This window comes from Parachryseolinea silvisoli (genome assembly GCF_021190955.1).
In the GTDB taxonomy this organism is placed as follows: Bacteria; Bacteroidota; Bacteroidia; order Cytophagales; family Cyclobacteriaceae; genus Ohtaekwangia; species Ohtaekwangia silvisoli.
Genome location: NZ_JAIOAO010000003.1, coordinates 1,295,629 through 1,314,619, shown reverse-complemented (window position 1 = coordinate 1,314,619; position 18,991 = coordinate 1,295,629). Strand labels below are relative to the sequence as shown.

Annotated in this window: 17 protein-coding genes; 13 read left to right on the top strand and 4 right to left on the bottom strand. The window is 50.6% G+C overall.

The features are described from left to right. The first annotated feature begins 11 nt into the window (after nt 1-11). A complete protein-coding gene (locus tag K7P01_RS22380; RefSeq protein WP_267296811.1) occupies nt 12-737 on the top strand; it encodes a response regulator transcription factor in 726 nt (241 codons plus the stop codon). A gap of 6 nt (nt 738-743) precedes the next feature. Here the strand turns inward: K7P01_RS22380 and K7P01_RS22375 are convergent, their stop codons facing one another. After that, entirely contained in the window at nt 744-1,310 is a 567-nt protein-coding gene (locus tag K7P01_RS22375; protein ID WP_267296810.1) for a beta/alpha barrel domain-containing protein, read from the bottom strand. 81 nt (nt 1,311-1,391) lie between these two features. Between K7P01_RS22375 and K7P01_RS22370 the strand changes: the two genes are divergently transcribed. The 10 genes from K7P01_RS22370 to K7P01_RS22325 all read left to right on the top strand — a co-directional run bounded on the left by K7P01_RS22370 (nt 1,392) and on the right by K7P01_RS22325 (nt 14,097). Beyond that, on the top strand, nt 1,392-2,087 hold the full coding sequence (locus K7P01_RS22370; RefSeq protein ID WP_267296809.1) for a hypothetical protein: 696 nt from the start codon (nt 1,392-1,394) through the stop codon (nt 2,085-2,087). Beyond that, nucleotides 2,071-3,690, top strand: a complete 1,620-nt coding sequence (locus tag K7P01_RS22365) for a S8 family serine peptidase (RefSeq protein WP_267296808.1) — start codon at nt 2,071-2,073, stop codon at nt 3,688-3,690. Before K7P01_RS22370 ends, K7P01_RS22365 begins: the two co-directional genes overlap by 17 nt. Nucleotides 3,691-3,743: 53 nt before the next feature. Then, nucleotides 3,744-4,397, top strand: a complete 654-nt coding sequence (gene rpe, locus K7P01_RS22360; RefSeq protein ID WP_267296807.1) for a ribulose-phosphate 3-epimerase — start codon at nt 3,744-3,746, stop codon at nt 4,395-4,397. Nucleotides 4,398-4,477: 80 nt separating this feature from the next. Further along, nucleotides 4,478-5,053 (top strand): penicillin-binding protein activator LpoB, encoded by a 576-nt coding sequence (locus tag K7P01_RS22355; RefSeq protein WP_267296806.1) that lies wholly within the window; start codon nt 4,478-4,480, stop codon nt 5,051-5,053. Between the two features lie 5 nt (nt 5,054-5,058). After that, the gene (locus K7P01_RS22350; protein ID WP_267296805.1) at nt 5,059-6,462 is read left to right on the top strand and encodes a COG3014 family protein; all 1,404 of its coding nucleotides are present in this window, start codon (nt 5,059-5,061) and stop codon (nt 6,460-6,462) included. A 149-nt stretch (nt 6,463-6,611) separates the two neighbouring features. Next, entirely contained in the window at nt 6,612-7,664 is a 1,053-nt protein-coding gene (locus K7P01_RS22345) for a hypothetical protein (protein ID WP_267296804.1), read from the top strand. Between the two features lie 173 nt (nt 7,665-7,837). Further along, nucleotides 7,838-10,414 carry a DNA gyrase subunit A gene (gene gyrA / locus K7P01_RS22340; protein WP_267296803.1) on the top strand — a complete coding sequence of 859 codons (2,577 nt, stop codon included), beginning with the start codon at nt 7,838-7,840 and terminating at the stop codon, nt 10,412-10,414. 30 nt (nt 10,415-10,444) lie between these two features. Beyond that, entirely contained in the window at nt 10,445-11,632 is a 1,188-nt protein-coding gene (locus K7P01_RS22335; RefSeq protein WP_267296802.1) for a tetratricopeptide repeat protein, read from the top strand. A 176-nt stretch (nt 11,633-11,808) separates the two neighbouring features. After that, the gene (locus K7P01_RS22330) at nt 11,809-13,347 is read left to right on the top strand and encodes an MFS transporter (protein ID WP_267296801.1); all 1,539 of its coding nucleotides are present in this window, start codon (nt 11,809-11,811) and stop codon (nt 13,345-13,347) included. A 12-nt stretch (nt 13,348-13,359) separates the two neighbouring features. After that, entirely contained in the window at nt 13,360-14,097 is a 738-nt protein-coding gene (locus tag K7P01_RS22325) for a DUF4184 family protein (RefSeq protein WP_267296800.1), read from the top strand. A gap of 12 nt (nt 14,098-14,109) precedes the next feature. Here K7P01_RS22325 and K7P01_RS22320 read toward each other — a convergent pair whose 3' ends face one another. Then, nucleotides 14,110-15,318 carry a tetratricopeptide repeat protein gene (locus K7P01_RS22320; protein WP_267296799.1) on the bottom strand — a complete coding sequence of 403 codons (1,209 nt, stop codon included), beginning with the start codon at nt 15,316-15,318 and terminating at the stop codon, nt 14,110-14,112. A gap of 137 nt (nt 15,319-15,455) precedes the next feature. Here K7P01_RS22320 and K7P01_RS22315 point away from each other — a divergent pair, with 137 nt between their 5' ends. Both K7P01_RS22315 and K7P01_RS22310 read left to right on the top strand, forming a co-directional pair. Beyond that, on the top strand, nt 15,456-16,070 hold the full coding sequence (locus tag K7P01_RS22315) for a TetR family transcriptional regulator C-terminal domain-containing protein (RefSeq protein WP_267296798.1): 615 nt from the start codon (nt 15,456-15,458) through the stop codon (nt 16,068-16,070). Between the two features lie 33 nt (nt 16,071-16,103). After that, nucleotides 16,104-17,417 carry an ABC1 kinase family protein gene (locus K7P01_RS22310; RefSeq protein WP_267296797.1) on the top strand — a complete coding sequence of 438 codons (1,314 nt, stop codon included), beginning with the start codon at nt 16,104-16,106 and terminating at the stop codon, nt 17,415-17,417. Here K7P01_RS22310 and K7P01_RS22305 read toward each other — a convergent pair. Further along, a complete protein-coding gene (locus K7P01_RS22305; protein WP_267296796.1) occupies nt 17,398-18,255 on the bottom strand; it encodes a DUF3667 domain-containing protein in 858 nt (285 codons plus the stop codon). The genes K7P01_RS22310 and K7P01_RS22305 overlap by 20 nt on opposite strands. A gap of 152 nt (nt 18,256-18,407) precedes the next feature. Further along, nucleotides 18,408-18,740, bottom strand: a complete 333-nt coding sequence (locus tag K7P01_RS22300) for a hypothetical protein (protein WP_267296795.1) — start codon at nt 18,738-18,740, stop codon at nt 18,408-18,410. Nucleotides 18,741-18,991 lie beyond the last annotated feature (251 nt).

Here is an 18,991-nt window from a genome sequence, read left to right as displayed (position 1 = left end):
ATAACCTTGTCATGCTATTTTTCCTAAGCGAAAATGATATGCGTGATAAGAATGACAAGAGAAGTTTCCGGATACTAGTGGTAGACGATGACAGGGACATCCTGGAGCTGCTGGAGTACAACCTCGAAAAAGAAGGTTTCCACGTAAAGGGTATTGATGAAAGTCAGGATGCTGTAAAGGCAGCGTTGGCATTTTCCCCAGATCTGATTATTCTTGACATCATGATGCCGCACCCCAACGGCATCGAGATCTGCCGGGAGCTGCGCTCCATCAAGCGTTTTGAGGATATTTACATTTTCTTTCTTTCAGCCAAGTCGGAACACTACTACCACGAAGCTGCTCTCGACACAGGAGGTGATGATTACATTGAAAAGGTGATCGGCCTGCGGGCGCTGACGTACAAGGTGGCGACCGTGCTGAAGCGCAATTTTGTTATCCGTAAGAGTATTCCGGAGTTGAAGATCGGCAACCTGAAAATTCACCGAAAGTCGACGTCGGTTATGATTGACAACGACGAGATTACGTTAAGCCGGCCGGAGTTTGAGCTTTTGTTCTTTTTTGCGCAGAACCCTCGCAAGGTTATCTCACAAGAGAACCTGTTGCAAAATATCTGGGGTTCGGAGATATATCTTTTTGACACATCTATTGACGTGTATATCCAAAGCCTTCGTAAGAAACTGGGGTTAGATATCATCCACCGCATGGGCGATAACCGCTACCGGCTTCATATTCGGTAGTCTATCTCAATCGGTATCGAGCATTTCCAGGATCTCGCCCAGCTCGTTGTATTCGCGTAAGCCGGGACGATCCTCCTGACCGCCTTGTAATGCCAGGCCCCGGATGCCTCCTCCGTCCAGTAGCGCTTGTACCAATGATGTTTGTTGCACCATGACCAGTACCGGATATTTTGTTGTGAGCTGCAGCAGGGCGGGGTCGTCCGGATCGATCAGCACATAGGTTGGATTGCTACCCGCCGGTATCTGCTCGCCCGGGGCCAGGGCTAGAATGTAGGGCAGCGATGGTTCGCGCGATAAAATCGTTAATTCCTGCAGGCCCAGTTCGATCATGTCGGGTCGGTATTCCTCCTGGATGCCGGGCCACTCGGCGGCGTCTGACATGCCGTAAAGTTCCGCTACGATCTGGGGGCCGGTAACCCAACCGCGTATTTCCTGGAATTGTTTCGGTGTAATGTGATTTTCCTGTCCGGATACAGCCCTGAATCCCAATAAATCGGCGCCCATGCCAGCACAGTACCGTGCGTCGCTCAGGTTAGTGATGCCCCCTACTTTTACGAATGTTCTTAATGCCATAGCTTTAATGCCCGCGAAAAAATAACTTTGAACGGCTTACGTTCAGATTCAAGCGCGGATTTAGATAAAATTGATTAATCAGTGAAATTTTTTGCCGGTTTTCTGTTGTCAACGGTGTTTTTGGCATTGGTGTCGTGCGACTCCGGCGATGATGCAGGCGTTCCCGACAGGGGGTATCGTTATTTTCCGTTGGCCGTCGGTCATTACCAGCTCTACGACGTGGTTGAAATTAGGTATACGCTGCGCGACCCCGACACGGCCCGATATGAACTGCACGTGGAGATGACCGATGCCTTTCTCAATGCCGACGGCGACTCGACGTATGTCGTGTACCGCAGCAAGCGCTTGCCTGGCGAAGTGGCCTGGACATACCTGGAAACGTGGTCAGCACGGCGCACCTCCGAGGAGTTGGTGATACAGGAGGAGAACATGCCGTATGTTAAGTTGCGCTTTCCACCCTACAACGGGCAAATATGGAATGGTAATGCGTATAACACCGGCGAGCGTGATGATTACCAATTGGACTCGTTGGGGCAGGGGCAAACCCGTGGCGCGCAGCACTTTGACGATTGTGTGACGGTGTTGCAGCATGACAACGACGACTTCATTGTTTTTCTCGACCAGCGCAAGGAGGTTTATGCTGCTAACATCGGACTGATATACAAAGAAACGACGCAACTGAGCTACTGTACGCAGCCCGGGTGTTTGGCGCAACAATTAGTGGAACAAGGCGTCATTTATAAACAATGGCTTAAGGAATATGGCAAAGTGGAATAGCCTGGTGGCGGCGTGGCTTGTTATTGTACTGGCAGTACCGTTGCAGGCGCAGGTTAACCGGTATGTTGTTGTGTTTAACAATAAGCAGGGTAGTCCGTATACGGTTTCCGAACCATCACAATTTCTGTCTCAAAGGGCGATTGATCGCCGTGTTCGTCAGGGTATCGTAGTAGAGGAACGCGATTTACCGGTATTGGAAACAAACGTAGCAACTGTACGCAGCACGGGGGCGGATGTGTTTTTCCGTTCGCGATGGATGAACGCCGTGTTAGTACAATGCGACGCTTCGTTGCTGCCGGCATTGCGCAGTCTGGCAGTGGTGGACCGTGTGGAGTTTGTGGCGCCCGAGGCACGGCTTGCGCCGAATGGTCGCAAGCGGGGCGACGCCAGGATCAAGACCACGAGTGCCGAAGTCACAGACACACAATTGTCGATGGTAGGAATTGATGCCATGCAAGCGGATGGGTTCCAGGGGGAGGGACTGACGATCGCCGTGTTGGACGCCGGGTTCCCGGGTGTCAATACAGCGCCTGCCTTTGGTGCGTTGTTTGCCCAAGATCGGATCGACCTGGCGGCGTCACACGACTTTGTTTACAATACCGACAATGTCTTTCAATACGATACGCATGGTACCGAGGTTTTCTCGGTGATTGCCGCACACCAGGAGGGAGTCTTTACCGGCGGCGCCTATGGTGCTCGTTATCAGCTGTATGTCACAGAAGATGCGGCGAACGAGCATCGCATTGAAGAATACAATTGGCTGTTTGCCGCCGAGCGGGCCGACAGTGCCGGAGCCGACATCATTCAGTCGTCGCTTGGATATTATGATTTTGACGATGCGTCGATGAACTACCGTAAGACAGACCTGGATGGAAAGACAACGGTTATAACCCGCGCGGCACAGTGGGCCGCCGATCGGGGCATTGCCGTGATTTGTAGCGCCGGCAATGAAGGTGCCGTAAGCTGGCAACTCATTACAGCTCCGGCGGATGCTAAAGGGGTGTTGGCCGTGGCAAGTGTGAACAGTGAAAAGATACGCGCGAGCTCCAGCTCGAAAGGCCCAAGCGCCGACGGCCGTATAAAGCCGGACGTAGCGGCGCAAGGTGTGAGTACCAGTGTGATCCGGGCCAACGGCGGACTGGGTACCGTAACGGGGACATCACTGGCCGCGCCGATTATCACCAGCCTGGTGGCCGGTGTCTGGCAACGCTATCCCGATTTAACAGCGGCTGAGTTATTGGAGGCCATTCGTCTGTCGGGCTCGCAGGCGGGTAAGCCCGATACACTGCTGGGATACGGTATTCCGAATTATAAAACTATCGAGACCTATTTTGCACAGCGTCGGGAAAACCCATTTCGGGTGTATCCCAATCCGATAGATGATGACAGCTTGCGGGTGCGCTCGTACCTGCCGGAGGAGTTTGATACGTGCCACGTCGAATTGCTTTCCCCGGAAGGCAAGCGGGTGATACAAAAGATCTTATATTTTTCAACCCAGACCCCCGAACGTGTCGTGGACTTATCGGTGCTGGGCACTGGACTTTATATCTGCCGTATTACCTGGCCAGGCGGTATGGTCACGCAAAAACTCGTACGACGCTAGGGATCGTTAGGGCCGAATCTGTATTTTAGCAGCCAGTTTCTTACCTGTCTCTTATGCCCCTTCCCATCATCGCGCCCTCTGTGCTGGCCTCTGACTTTGCCAACCTGCAGCGGGAAATCACCATGCTCAACGAAAGTGAAGCCCATTGGATTCATGTCGACATCATGGACGGTGTGTTCGTGCCCAATATCTCCATGGGGTTGCCCGTAGTGGAAGCCATCAACCGCCATGCGACGAAGCCCCTGGATGTACACCTGATGATTGTGCAGCCGGAGCGTTATGTGGAAGCTTTTCGGGCGGCGGGTGCGGCCAACATTTCGGTACACTTCGAGGCTTGCCCACACCTGCATCGAAACTTGCAGCAGATCAGGGCGTTGGGATGCAAGACGGGCGTCGCGATCAATCCGCATACTCCCATACAAGGGTTGGCCGACGTGATCGGTGATATTGACCTGGTATGTGTTATGTCGGTAAACCCGGGCTTTGGTGGTCAAAAGTTTATCGAGCACACCTACCGCAAGGTGCAGATGCTAAAGCAGTTGATAGACGATGCCGGGGCGAATACATTGATCGAAATTGACGGCGGCGTGACCCTGCAGAATGCTAAGCGGCTGTTGGATGCGGGGGCGGATGTGCTGGTGGCGGGTAGCTTTGTTTTCCAGGCGGCAGACCCGAGGGCGATGATCCGCGCCCTGGCCGCGGTGTAACCAGTCGTTACAGATTCTCGGACAGCGCCGTAACTTCGGCAGGATTTTTGACGTTCTACCTACCAAACTAACGAACCGCTATGCTGAAGGTATACTCTTTTATTGCCGTCTTTTTTCTTTTGATCTCTTGTTCTCGTTCCGTTACCCGTGTCGATCCTTCTGAACAGATAGACCTGAGCGGGCGCTGGAATGATACCGACTCGCGCATGGTGGCCGACAAGATGATCTACGACCTGTTCGACGCTGCGTCATTTAAGAACTATGCCAAGCAACTTGGGCGCAAGCCGGTGATTATCGTTGGAAGTATTCGTAATAAGACCTCCGAGCATATCGACGCCGACAACTATGTGAAGAAGATAGAAATGGTGGTGCTGAATTCAGCCGTGGCCGAGTTGGTGGAGTCGGACGAGTTTCGCGACAAGTTGCGCGTAGAGCGTACCGATCAGCAGGCTTTTGCCTCGCCGGAGACAGCCAAACAATTTGGCAAGGAGACAGGTGCAGACCTGATGCTGTTAGGAGAGATGACATCGGAGACAGACACCTATAACAAGAAACGGGTGGTGAATTATATCACGACCTTGTTCCTTACCGATATCGAAACTAACAAACGTATTTGGTACGGCCAGCAGGAGATCAAGAAGCTGGTGAAGAACTAAGTATTATGCGCCGCACGTTTTCGTATGCGCTGGTAGGAATTGTGGCATGCTGCCTGACAGCATGTGCCACGTACTATCAAAAGCACTTCGACTTTAACCGTGAGTTCGAGCGCGGCGACCTGCAGCAAGCGCTGGAGACGCTGAAGAAGAACAACCGTGAAGAGAACGGCAAAGCTCGTTTTCTATATTTTGTGAACAATGGGTTGTTACTTTCTATTCTGGGCAAATACGAAGAGAGCAACGAATACCTGGAGAAAGGCTTTCTTTTTGGTGAAGACCTTCACATTAATTATATCAACGAGGCTACCTCGTATCTGACCAATCCCAACTTTGCTGTATACCGGGGTGAAGACCATGAGCATCTCATGCTGCTGTACTTCAAGGCCATTAACTATCTGAAGTTAGGGCAGCCCGACAACGCATTGATAGAATGTCGCCGCCTCAACATCCGGCTGAATCAGCTTAGTGATAAGTATAAGGCAGAAGAGAAGTATCAGAAGGATGCGTTTATTCACAACCTGATGGGCATAATCTACCAGTCAACGCGCGACTATAACAACGCCTTTATTGCCTATCGCAATGCACTGGAAATTTATCAGGGCGAATATGCGAAGATGTTTGGTATGACGGTGCCTGAGCAACTTAAGCTTGATTTGTTGAACACGGCATACTGGACCGGGTTCTACGAGGAATTCGACAAGTTCAAAGAGGAGTTCGGGATGGAAGCTTATAAGCCGGCGGAACCCGAAGCGGAGCTGGTGTTCTTTTGGCACAACGGTCTTAGTCCGGTGAAGACGGAGTGGAGCATCAACTTTGCCATCAATCGTGGATCTGACAATATGGTGGTGTTTAAGAACGATGCGGTAGGGGTGGAGTTTCCTTTCCACGTGGAGGAGGACAAGGAGCGTGCGGACCTGGCAGATCTGGAAGTATTTCGGGTAGCCTTTCCGCGGTATCTGGAGCGGGCGCCCTATTTCAGTTCGGCGTCTGTGGATATCGGCGGCGAGCGTTACCCTATGCAACTGGGGGAAGATATCAGTAAGGTGGCTTTTTACAGCTTGAAGAAGCGTATGGTGGAAGAGTTTGGAAAGGGCCTTTTACGGGTTGCTTTGAAAAAAGTCGCAGAGCATAGTGTTCGCAAGGAAGATGAAGGGCTGGGGGCGGTGATCGGGCTGGTAAATGCCATGACTGAAAAGGCCGACACCCGGAACTGGCAGACACTACCGCATAGTATTTATTACAGCCGCGTGCCGTTAAAGGAAGGGGCGAATGAAATCGTATTCCAGTTGACTTCGGAGGCAACACGTACAACGGATTATAAATTTACCTATCAGGCAAAGAAGGGGCAGACACTTTTTCATACGTTCTCCTCGTTAGAGACTCAGTACACCCCCTCCCGGTACTACTAACGGATGCTCATGGCTACCAGATCGCATCAAAGGTGTCAAATCAACGGCTTGCCGAATCAACCCGGAAACAATCTTAGGATGATTGCTGAATTTCATTTACCTTTAGCCTTCAATAGCCAGATTGTGAAGGGCTTACATTTTTTAGCTTAATGGCTTTAACACGCACTTTTAGAAAGCCTTACGTCATAGCCGCCCTGGTGCTGGTCTCGCTGGCAGCAATGCCCGAAGCATTTGCCCAGTATGAGACGGAGCAGGAAGCATCCGTACCGTTGGAGTATTTTTACATCAAGCGGCAGGGCACTGGTTTGTTCCGCCGTATTCTCAGCAAAGTAACGTTCGGTCTAAGCACAGGCTATGGGTCGACAACCTTTAAGCACGAGCTGGATGGGTTTGGTATTTTGCAGAATCCGGACTCGATGCCCAAGTTGTTTCAGGGCAACAACGCCGCGCAAGGTTATTCCAACTGGTTTAACAAGGTACAACCCGAGGGCAACACGCTTCAACCGGGTGGTTTTCAGGTTAACTCGGATACCGCGGACATCGGCTTCAAAAGCAAATCGTTCAACATCCCCATTCGTGCGACGCTGCATGTAGAATTTAATCGCTACCGCATTGGTGGCGGATATTCGTTTGAGTACACGAGCGTCGGCGACTTTCGGCCGTTGCGCTACCAGGATCGGATCGGCAACTACTCGCCTGAAGTGACCAGCTTTTTCCTGAAGAAGTATTTTGTGCTGCTGGGCGCATCGGTGTATCGCTACAACGATTACCTGCTGGTGGTAGACGCCAACATTGGTGGCTATGCCATGGGCAAGAAGTTTGACAAGAACGCGATGAAGAAAGGCGTCTTTGTGAACCTGGGCGTGACCGTGGAGCGTGAGATGTCGGAATATTTCCGCCTGTTTGTGCGCCCGTCCTACGAGATCAAAAGCTACAAGCTCAACGTGCCCGAGACAGGACAGTCTATCCAGCATCGCTTTAATGCCTTTTACATTAACGTAGGCGCCACATATCGCATTCCGGAGCTGCGTCGTTGTTTCCTCAAGACATGCCACGCGCAGATGAACCACGCGCATGGCAACCGGGAATACCGCAGTCGCAAACACCCGATCTACAAGAAGCAAAATCCACACTACGGCGAGAACTATCCGACACTCATCAAGTACAAAGGCAAGAACAAAAAGAAGCTGAATCCCTACTAGGCGAAGGCTTCCTTCAGGTGTTTTTAGACCTGCTTTCCGTGTGCGCGCCAGCCTTGCAAAAACAAGCGTTTTGTTATCACAACTATTCCACTTCAGCGCTTAATTTTTAATGCTTTTTGCTATCTTGCGAGGCCTAAAAAAAGGCTTAATTTAAGCTAAAACAACCCATTTAGATGGCAGAAGAAACCAGCGGCCTGGTCCCAGGCAGGCAAAGTATAATTCCGATCAATATTGAAGACGAAATGCGTGGTGCGTACATCGATTATTCGATGTCGGTGATCATCTCCCGCGCACTTCCAGACGTGCGTGATGGGCTCAAGCCAGTGCACCGCCGGGTGCTTTTCGGTATGCTTGAGCTGGGAGTGAATTATAACAAACCGCACAAGAAGTCCGCCAGAATTGTGGGGGAGGTACTCGGTAAGTATCACCCGCACGGTGATGCGTCCGTGTACGATACCATGGTCCGGATGGCCCAGGACTGGTCCCTGCGCTACATGTTAGTAGATGGACAAGGTAATTTTGGTTCGATCGACGGCGACTCGCCGGCAGCCATGCGTTACACGGAGGCTCGTCTGCGTCGCATCGCGGAAGAAATGCTGATGGACATCAACAAAGATACGGTTGACTTCCAACCTAACTTTGACGACTCGCTGAAAGAACCCTCTGTGCTGCCCGGCAAGATTCCGAACCTGCTGTTGAATGGCTCTTCGGGTATTGCCGTAGGTATGGCGACAAACATGGCGCCGCATAACCTGCGCGAGGTTGTAGACGGTATTCACGCCTACATTGACAATAGAGACATTACCATCCCGGAACTGATGAAGTTCGTCACTGCGCCGGACTTCCCAACCGGGGCGTTGATCTACGGCTATGCGGGTGTGCAAGAAGCTTTCCTGACGGGGCGAGGTCGTGTAGTGATGCGTGCCAAGGCAGAGATCGTTACATCCGCCTCCGGCAAGGATCAGATTGTGGTCACGGAAATTCCGTACATGGTCAACAAGGCCATGATGATCGAGAAGACGGCCGCGCTGATAAACGAAAAGAAGATCGAAGGTATTTCGGATCTTCGCGATGAATCTGACCGTGAAGGCTATCGCATTGTATACGATCTGAAGCGTGATGCAGTACCGAATGTGGTATTGAATAACCTCTTCAAATACACTCAGTTACAGTCTACGTTCGGTATCAACAATGTAGCGTTGGTAAAAGGACGCCCGATGACGCTGAACCTGAAGGACATGATCCACCATTACGTGGAGCATCGTCACGAAGTGATTATTCGGAGAACGAAGTTTGAGCTGGCGGAGGCGGAGCGCCGCGCGCATATTCTTGAAGGTTATCTCATCGCGCTCGATCACCTGGACGAGGTTATTAGCTTGATTCGGAATTCAAAAGATCCTGAAGCGGCGAAAGAAGGTTTGATACAACGCTTTGGATTGTCGGAGATTCAAGCCAAGGCTATTCTCGACATGCGCCTGCAACGTCTCACCGGCCTGGAACGCGATAAGATCCAGGATGAATATAAAGAGGTAAAGGCGCTCATTGATCGCCTCAATGCCATCCTGGCAGATGAAGGTCTGCGAATGCAAATCGTTAAAGATGAGTTGACGGAGCTCAGGGAACGCTATGGTGACGCTCGGCGTACCGAAGTGATTCACAGCGACGACGACATCTCAATTGAAGATATGATCCCGAACGAAGAGATGGTGATTACCATTTCCAACCAGGGATATATCAAGCGCACGTTGCTTTCCGAGTATCGTACGCAAGGACGCGGTGGCGTTGGTTCAAAAGGTGTCAGTACCAAAGAAGACGATTTCACGGAGCATCTTTTCATCGCACATGCGCATAACTACCTGTTGATCTTTACGGATCAGGGCAAGGTGTATTGGAAGAAGGCCTACGAGATTCCGGAAGGGAATAAGATTTCGAAAGGACGTGCCATTCAAAATCTGATCAACATTGAGTCGGGGGATACAGTACGCGCAATCATTAAGGTCAAGAGCCTCACGGACGACGCCTATATCAATAATAACTATGTCATTCTCTGTACAGAGAACGGTATAATTAAGAAGACGTCACTGGAAGCATACTCGCGGCCGCGTCAGGGGGGTATCAACGCCATTACCATTCACGAAGGCGACCGCCTGCTGAACGCATCGTTGACCAATGGTAGCAACCACATTATCATTGCGAAGAGCGAAGGTAAGGCTGTCCACTTTAATGAAGCCGACGTACGCCCGATGGGGCGGATGGCTGCCGGTGTGCGGGGTGTAACGCTGGAAGGCGATACCGACAAGGTAATCGGCATGGTCTGCATAACCCGCGACGATGCCAACCTGCTGGTGGTGTCAGAACACGGTTACGGAAAGCGTTCGTCGATTGACGATTACCGTATTACGCGCCGTGGCGGTCTGGGTGTGAAGACATTGAACATTACAGAGAAGACTGGCAAAATAGTTGCAATTAAAGAAGTGGTAGACGACGATGAGCTGATGATCATCAACCGGTCTGGCATTACAATTCGCATCGCTGTCAGCGAGTTGCGCATTATGGGCCGCGCGACACAGGGGGTACGACTCATTAAATTAAATGATGATGATCGGATATCGTCTGTGGAGAAAATTCAGCAAATTGTGGTAGATAAGAACAGCGGGGACGAAAATTCTGGAGACGGTTCGGAGATAGCACCGGAAAACCCGGATAGCCTTCCACCGGCCGACGAAACACCGGATGAAAACCTATCTTAATATATTGCCCACTTATATAAACAACTGACAATGAAAAAATTAGCTCTTGTGTATTTCCTGGCCATTCCAGGGATTGTATTGGCACAGAAGGAAGTCAAACCGAATATTAACAAAGCACTGACGTCATTAAAAGATGGTAAGCTCGACGAAGCCAAAACGATGATCGATGCGGCGACGACCTACGAAAAGACCATGAACGACGGTAAGACCTGGTTTTACCGCGGCGTGATTTACGGTGCTCTGGATACTACATCTTCTTACAGCTCAACCGAAGATCTGGCGAGCGTTGCTGCGGCATCGTTTAAGAAAGCCAATGAGCTGGCCGGTAGCAAGGCGTCGGCTTACTTCGTGACTGACAAGAAAGGCGGACTGGTTCCTTACGATATGGCGATTTCCGCTATCACCAACAGCTACTTGATGAAAGGTGACAAGCTGTTTAATGGTGAAGACTTTAAAGGTGCCCTGAAGCAATTCGAAAAAGGCATTGCTTTCAAGCCGACAGATACCACCTTCTACGAGTACGCCGGGTATGCAGCCTTCAATGGCGAAGCGCGTGAAAAAGCCGTACAGTATTTGGGTCAATATGTAACGTTGGGTGGTAGAAGAGCGCAGGCTATGACCATGCCCGCCCTTATCGCGTACGAAGATCAGAACTACGAAGCTGCGCTGACAGCTTCCCGCAACGTGTTGAAAGTTCTGCCCACGCACAAAGATCTGAAGGCTGTTGAGCTGAACTCGCTCATCCAACTCAAGAAATATGACGAAGCTGCCAAGCTGCTGGAAACTGCTGTAAAGGCAAACCCGAACGATGCGCAAAGCTTCTACCTATTGGGCGTACTGAACAACGAACTGCAGAAGTTTGAAGATGCCAAGAAGAATTTCGAAAGCGCATTGGCGATCACGCCGGATTACTTCGACGCGCAATATAACCTGGCAAACTTCTACCTGATCGAGATCGACAAGACTTCAAAAGATATTAACGAACTCGGTATCTCGGCTGCTAATGCCAAGAAAAAACAAGAGCTGGTGCAGAAGCGTGTGAAGCAAAGTGAAGCGGCTATTCCGTTCCTGGAAAAAGCAGAGAAGATGAAGATCCCGTCAAAAGATATGGAGATCGACCTGCTCAACAAGTTGCGTCAACTGTATTACTACATCGCAGACGACAAGAACGATGCGCGTGTAACGGCTAAGTTGAAGGCCCTCGGTGCCGACGACTAATTGTCGGTAACACATAACGATATTTGCAACAGGGGGCTTATGGCCCCCTGTCTCGTTTTTGTATACTGCTATTCCGACCATTTATCGTGATCTGGTGATAACCGTATCCGATTGCATTGGGAAATCTGATGTTGTATAGTATCTTTCTCCACAAGTAGTTACTGTAAACACAGCCCATGACGCCCCAACCAACTGTTAGCCCAGAGCAAAAGAAAACGCTCTGGTTTGTGATCACTGCCTCTTCCGTAGGAACGCTGATCGAATGGTATGACTTCTACATCTTTGGCAGTCTGGCCACGATACTTTCGGAACAATTCTTTCCGCAGAGCAATCCCACGGCGGCTTTTCTGGCGACACTGGCAACCTTTGCTGCCGGTTTTATTGTGCGGCCTTTTGGCGCCCTGGTGTTTGGCCGGCTTGGCGACATGGTGGGCCGGAAGTATACTTTCATGATCACGTTATTGCTGATGGGGGGATCGACTTTCGCCATCGGCTTAATTCCTGGCTACAAACATATCGGTATGTTTGCGCCGGCGCTTGTATTGATCTTACGCCTCTTGCAAGGTCTTGCGCTGGGGGGTGAATACGGTGGCGCCGCTACCTATGTGGCCGAACATGCGCCCAAGGGTAAGCGTGGTTTTTATACGAGCTTTATTCAGACAACGGCAACACTGGGCTTGTTTGTTTCGATCGGCGTAATTCTGGCGGTGCGTAGCGCCGTCGGTAGTGAGGCGTTTGGTGAGTGGGGATGGCGCGTTCCATTTATCCTTTCCGCGGTGCTCGTGGCGGTGTCCGTATTTATCCGTTTGCGCATGGACGAGTCACCGTTATTTAAACAGATCAAAGCTTCGGGAAAGATTTCAAAGAACCCGATCAAGGAGAGTTTTACAAAACCTGAAAACCTGAAGCTGGTGCTGATCGCATTGTTTGGCGCAGCAGCAGGGCAGGGTGTAGTCTGGTATACGGGACAATTCTATGCCATGACCTTTATCGAAAAGACGTGCCGCGTGGAGTTTGTTCAGACACGGAATATTGTGGCAATCGCCTTGCTGATCGGGACACCGCTGTTTATATACTTCGGTTGGCTATCCGATAAATTCGGGCGAAAAGTAATTATGATGACAGGCATGCTCCTGGCTGTATTATTATTCCGGCCGTTGTATCGGCAGATGTATCTGTTGACAGATGTGCAGTACAAAACAGAAATTCCCAGTGAAAAGAAGATTGTGAAAGATAGCCAGGTCAACGCGGATGGCATGATGATGACTTCGGAGAAAACAATAGTGGCGTATGACGACGGTAGCAGGCTGACGAAAACGGTTCTCCTTCCCGACGGCGGAGCTCCCGGCGACCCCAAGGAAGAGCTGGAGCTAAGTGGGGAACCGTACTGGGCGCTGATAGGCCTGGTATTAGTGCAACTTGTGCTGGTCACCATGGTGTATGGCCCGATTGCGGCCTTTCTGGTGGAGCTTTTCCCGACGCACATTCGATATACGTCCATGTCGCTGCCGTACCACATCGGTAATGGTATTTTTGGAGGGCTGACACCGTTTGTCGCAACCTCACTTTTCGAGAATAGCAAGACTACGGCGAATCCGGCGGGCGACCCGCTCGCGGGCCTATGGTACCCTATTGTGGTGGCCGCCGTTACATTCTGCATCGGCATGATCTTTCTGAAGAATAAGAAGAATGAACAGGTCGTTGATAGTTTGTAGTTTTGCGACCATATGCCGTTTACACCTTCACATGCTGCTCTTGTTCTGCCCTTGTTGAAGAACCGAAAACTATCGGCTACAGGGTTGATTATTGGCAGTATGGCACCAGACTTTGCGTATTTCTTTACGCTCAGTACGGAGGGGAAGTACAGCCATACCTTGTTGAGTATTTTGTACTTCAATATACCCGTGACCATCTTTCTCGGGTGGATGTTCCATGAGGTGGTGAAGAAAAATTTGGTGGCCTGTCTGCCTGCTTTTTTCCGCGACCGCTTTTACGACACATATTATTTTGAGTTTGTGCCATACCTACGCGCCAACCTGGTGCCGTTTGCCATCTCGGCAGCCCTTGGAACAGCCTCGCATCTATTCTGGGATAGTTTCACTCATGCCGATGGCTACTTTGCCAGCAAGCTGCCTTTTTACCAGGGCACTGTTGTGCCGTATGAGGGTGTGCGTTATCCGCTATTTTATGCGCTCCAGTATATCAGCTCGTTTATCGGGCTGCTGTGTATCCTGGTTTATATTCTACTGAAGGAACGCCGACCTTTACCATCACCCAATATTGCAGCATTTCCCTATTGGCTTACACTATTGACCATTGCAGTGATAGTAATCGTAATACGCTTTACGATTTATGCACGGGTGAACGATACCGAAGGCGTACGTATCGTAGTGCTGATCAGCGGGCTGTGCCTGGGCGGTGTTATTTCCGGACTAATCGATTTCCGGCGGAAAGAATTGGTGTAATATCCTGAAGGTTTATTCGCCGCAGATTTTTTTCTTAAGCTTGGCATCTATTTTCATACCCAGGGATTCCGCTTTACGCAAATCTTCGCACGCGGCGGGCAGTTGTTTCAGGCGCTCACGGGCAATGGCCCGGTTATAGTATGCTGCGCCGGCGTCTGGTACATGGACCAATGCGACAGTATAATCATCCACGGCATCTTTGTAACGTTCCAGCTTAAGTAAGACGTTGGCGCGGTTGATCCAGGCTTTGACATAACTTTCCTTGAGTTCAATAGCTTGTGTATAGTCAGCAAAAGCGCCGGTATAGTCTTTGAGCCGTTCGCGTACGATGCCCCGGCTAAGCCATATTTCGGGGTCACGACGCTCAATATCCAAAGCCTGCGTGTAGTCCTCCAGCGCTCCCTTGAGGTAGCCTCCTTCCATGCGTTGGTAGGCGCGCTCAAGATAGGGAGCCAGCATGCTGGAGTCTGCGTCTATAGCCTGGTCGACTGAGCTTTGCGCTTCCTGACGGGAGCCCTGGGCGCGTTTGGTAACAGCGAGATTATGGAGCGCGCCAGGATGGTTGGGTTGCAACATCAGCGCTTTTTGCAGGTCGGCTTTGGCCCCGACCGAGTCCTTCAATAGCTGCCGGGCAAGTGCGCGGTTTACATAAAAGTCTGCTTCGTTCTTATTCAATGCGATGGCGGAGTCGAGCCAGGCAACAGCCACCTCGGGTTTGTTGCGCTTTTGCTCAATAACCCCAAGGTAGTTGTAAATCAGCGGCTTGTTTCCGCTCTGCGCTGTAGTGACCGGGTTGCTGCTACCGACACGTGCCGATTGACTGAAGTATAAGGTTGTGGTCGCGCCCGGTGGCGCATGTAGGAAGCGAACAAAATCGTCGTAAGCCTGGTCGTACTTTTTGAGTTGGTAAAAGATCTGTCCCCGGCTGAAAAGTGCCTCGGGACTGCCGGGTGTGCGCTCCAGGTAGATACTATAATCCGTTAATGCACCGTCGACATCTTTCAACTGCTCGCGGGCGTGGGCTCTGGCGAAGTAGGCATCGGTAAAGCCGGGTTTTAATGTGAGGCATTGCGTAAGCCAATCGACGGCGCGGGCATAGTCGCCCTCGTTGCTGGCAATTTCTCCCAACTCGTATAGCTCCTCAGCGCTGCGGCGTTTTTCCTGTCCACTGCAGACCAAGAACGAGATCAACAGGCAGGAAGTCATTACTAGGCTTCTCATCGGTTCTAAATTAACGAAAGATTCACCGGTTTCGTGCAAACCCTTTGCGATGTAATACTGTTAAAGTCACTATGGATACCGCCAAGAAAACCTCCTCGCGCAAATCGGCTGCCAAACAAACCCAGCCAGCCAAAATCATGGCTGCTTATAAGGCGCACGTGCTCGCGCTCGGGCATCAACCCCCGTCTGTATATAAGTTCTGTTTGGATGCCGGATTCACAGAAGACGAATTCTACCAGCATTTTGGCTCTTTCGAAGGGCTGGAACGGGTTATTTGGAGGGAATTCATTGATCAGACAATCAGTAGATTACAAGCCGATAATTCATTTAATAATTTCAATACGCGTGAGCGGGTACTGGCGTTTTATTTTACCCTGCTGGAAACGCTGCGCCCTGAGAGGAGCCTGGTACTGCTCTACCTGAACGGCGTGAAGCGGCTTGAAGTAACACCGGCATTTCTACGGTCATTCCGGGAATCGTTCGACGCATTCTTTACGACGTTACTGGCGGAGGGAAAACAACGCGGCGACGTGGCCACGCGGCCGTATCTGGAAAAACAATATCCGCGTCTGTTCTGGCTGCACCTCGGGTTTATCCTGACGTTCTGGAAACAGGACGACAGCGCCGGGTTTGAACGGACAGACGCTGCCGTCGAGAAGTCCGTGAACCTGGCCTTTGATCTGATCGGTACGGGCGCATTGGATTCAGCTCTCGACTTTGGCAAATTTTTATACCAACAGCATAAGTTCTAAGCGGGACGGAGAGACGGGAGATAAGGAAAAAGTATGAAAGAGTTTGAGCGCATTCCCGTATCCAAGGTCGAGCGGGCGACCAAGTTTATTACGACCGGCGCCAAGATCGGCACCAACTACATCAAGCACTATAGCAAGAAGCTCATTGATCCGACGATGAGCCGCGATAAGCTGCACGAAGATAATGCCGCTGACATCTATAATTCCCTCAGCGAGCTGAAAGGCGGTGCATTAAAGGTGGCACAAATGCTGAGCCTCGATAAAAGCCTGCTGCCGACGGCCTACCAACAAAAGTTTGCCATGGCCCAGTACAGTGCGCCGCCGCTATCGTACCCGCTCGTGGTTAAGACGTTTAAGCAACACTTTGGCAAAGGACCGGAAGAGATTTTTGAGACCTTCAGTCACAAAGCCTCTAACGCTGCGTCGATGGGGCAGGTACACCGCGCTACACTGGACGGCAAGAACCTGGCGGTAAAGATTCAATACCCTGGCGTGGGCGACAGTATTAAGTCTGACCTGGCCATGGTAAAGCCCATCGCATTGTCTATGTTTAATCTGAACCCCGTGGAGTACGACGAGTTTATCTACGAGGTCGAACAGCGCATGTTAGAGGAAACAGATTATCACCTCGAGCTACAGCGCTCCATGGAACTATCGACGCAATGTAAACATATTCAGTACCTTATCTTTCCGCAGTATTATCCCGCATTATCGGGTCCACGTATTCTGGCGATGGACTGGATCGAAGGCATGCCGCTGGGCGAAAGACTTCGTTACGGCATTACGCCAGAAGTAGGCACCCGGTTAGGGCAGGCGATGTGGGAGTTCTATCATTTTCAAATGCATCGCCTCAAGGCAGTGCACGCCGATCCGCACCCCGGCAATTTCATTATTACACCCCAGGACACCTTGGGCATTATTGACTTTGGATGCGTGAAGGTTATTCCCGAGAGCTTTTACGACGTGTATTTCCAATTGCTGGAGGGTGATATTCTGACCGATGTAAACAAACGCGATGCAATCTTCGAACAGCTTCGGTTTATTTATGCCGATGATAGTGCCAAAGACCGGAAGTTCTTTACGGGCATATTCTCACAATTGGTCGAGCTGCTGGCGCGGCCATTCCGATCGGACAAGTTTGATTTTTCAGACGACGCTTATTTCCAGGAATTGTTTGCATTCGGGGAGCGTCTCACGACGATGAAAGAGCTGCGGGAGTCTAAGAAGGCCCGCGGCGTGCGCGATGCAGTATACATCAACCGTACTTATTTCGGTTTGTATAACATTTTGCACGACCTGCGCGCTACGGTCGACATGCGCACGGCGGCTACAGTAACCAGATCGTAATAAAGAAAAGAATAAGCCGGTAGGCTTCCAGCGCCAGAAAAAGCCCAATAATGCCGCCCAGGGCTTTGAAGACGAGTCGCTTACCCTTCTGATTATAAAATGTACGGCCGGCGTACATGATAAAATACAGGTTGGTCGAGACGAATATGATGGTCAGTGTCAGATCATTCAGGTAGCTGGCCGAACCGGCGTGGCTCACTTGAAATAGCTTGCTGATAACCCAGAAGACCAATGTCAGGCCGATCGCATTCACGGCCAGGTTGAAGCTCGTAAGCTCGATCGACAACGCCAGATGATCGGAAAAATAGCGATTCCTGCGTCGGAAAATCAGACTCAACGGCAAGGCCGCCAGTACGACAAAGATTACAATCAAAAGCTTGGCTAAGCCGACCGTCTTGTTGTTGTAGATCAGTTCGAAGCCTTTCATCGACATTCCTTCCAGCTGTATTTTTTTGAACACAATCTCGCGCGCCAGTTTACTATGGGGCAGCACATTCAGCTGGGTGTACAGCGAGGCATTAAACATTTGGAGCACGGGAAAGAAGAAGTACGCAACGTTAAGAATAAAGAACATCTGCAACGGTCGCATATACATCACCCGACGTCCGTCGACATATTGACGAGAAAGGAATCCGGGATTGGAGATGGTTGGCCAGAGTGAATGAATAAACTTGTTGTCGTTAAAGGTCGTCGCGATCAATATTTTGCTCATCGCTGAGCCGATCTGACGGTCTCTGGGAAGGATGACCTTTTCACCACACAGGTTGCAATACAGACCATGAAAGGAGTTACCGCAGCTTTTACAGATGTGCTCCAACATCATATTGCCATCCGTCATGCTAAAAGAAAATAATCTTATCAAAAATACAGCCTGTGACCGGATTTCCAGATTCCAGGACTTGATAAACATCACGATAGTAAGATTCGTGCCGGCAGGACTTTCGGAGACATGTCCTCCAGGATGGGGCGCCCCGGCTGAATATCATCAACTTATTGGCAGTCAGTCTTCTGAAGGATCTTGCGGGCACGGGATACAAAACCGGGAGAGGCATAAGGTAGTTCGTCTTCGAGTATGATCTGCAGCTCTTTTTTCAAGTCTGGCTCTTTTTCGATTAACCGATGTAAGACCGTCATGGAGAACACCCGCACAGCTACCGGCGTGCTGCGATCTTTGAGATAACCAAAACAGCGGTCGATAAGCGTGCCATGGAACCTTCGGGGAATCTCGCAGTATTGTAGCAGTCGCATGGTGTTACGTTGGATGGCGTCGGGTACGTCGTCGGCATCGAGCATGACGATTATCGTGCGCAAGTGAGGTGCCATGAGGACAGGATATTTTTCGACGCATAGACTGATAACGTGGGCAGCCCGCTGTGTAATTCGATAAGGGCCTCCCTTGTATATTTCAACTAACGCTTTGAATCGAATGGCGCTATTTCCCACATAATCAGCGATTTCACGAGAGTTAGCTTTTGCGAAGCTTTTACTAAGAGCGACACGTAAATCCATTGAAAGATATATTTGATCAATTACCGCAGCCAGATGCGGATAAACTTTTGAGAACGAGTTGTTTT